Genomic DNA, 584 nt, shown 5'->3' on the forward strand with positions numbered 1-584 from the left:
GTCCCAGGACCAGGAGCCGAGCCCGGCCAGGCGCACGGCGCCCAGCAGCTGCTCTCCGGCGCCGTGCGCCTGGCCGGGGGCGAGCGCGGCGTCGCCGCGGGCGGCGAGGACCTCCAGCTCGCGGTGGCGGGAGCGGGCGACGGTCTCCAGCAGCAGGACGCGGCCGTAGCCGGCGGCGTGGACCTCGTCGACGAGCTCCTCGGCGAGGGAGGGCAGGTCGGCGCAGTCGCTGAAGCGCCGCTGGGCGCGCAGGACGGCGGTGGTGAGGTTGGCGCGGGCGGCGGCCTCGACGTCGAGGGTGACGTCGAGGGTGGGGGCGCCCTCGAGCCGGGGCGGCTGGGTGCCCTCGCGCAGGGCGGTGCCGGTGCGCGGGACCGAGGTCGCCGGAGAACCAGTCACGCGTCAGCTCCCGTCCTCGGGCGGGCGGTGCCGCCCAGCCCCTACTAGCTACTCAACGTCATTGACTGTAACCCGCTGTGGAGGAACGCGGTAGCGAACCCGTGGCCCGCCCCAGATCGTTGCCGCTGGTCATTAGCTTTGCTAAGGAGTAGCGTGGTGGACGTGACCAGCGCCACCCCCGGACC

At 74.8% G+C, this 584-nt stretch carries 1 pseudogene; it reads right to left on the minus strand.

What is annotated here, in order from left to right:
* Positions 1 to 399: pseudogene (locus tag GTR00_RS22295) on the minus strand (hypothetical protein); the annotation flags it as partial.
* Positions 400 to 584 lie beyond the last annotated feature (185 nt).

Origin of the sequence: Kineococcus indalonis, assembly GCF_009906395.1 — a bacterium.
GTDB classification, from domain to species: domain Bacteria; phylum Actinomycetota; class Actinomycetes; order Actinomycetales; family Kineococcaceae; genus Kineococcus; species Kineococcus indalonis.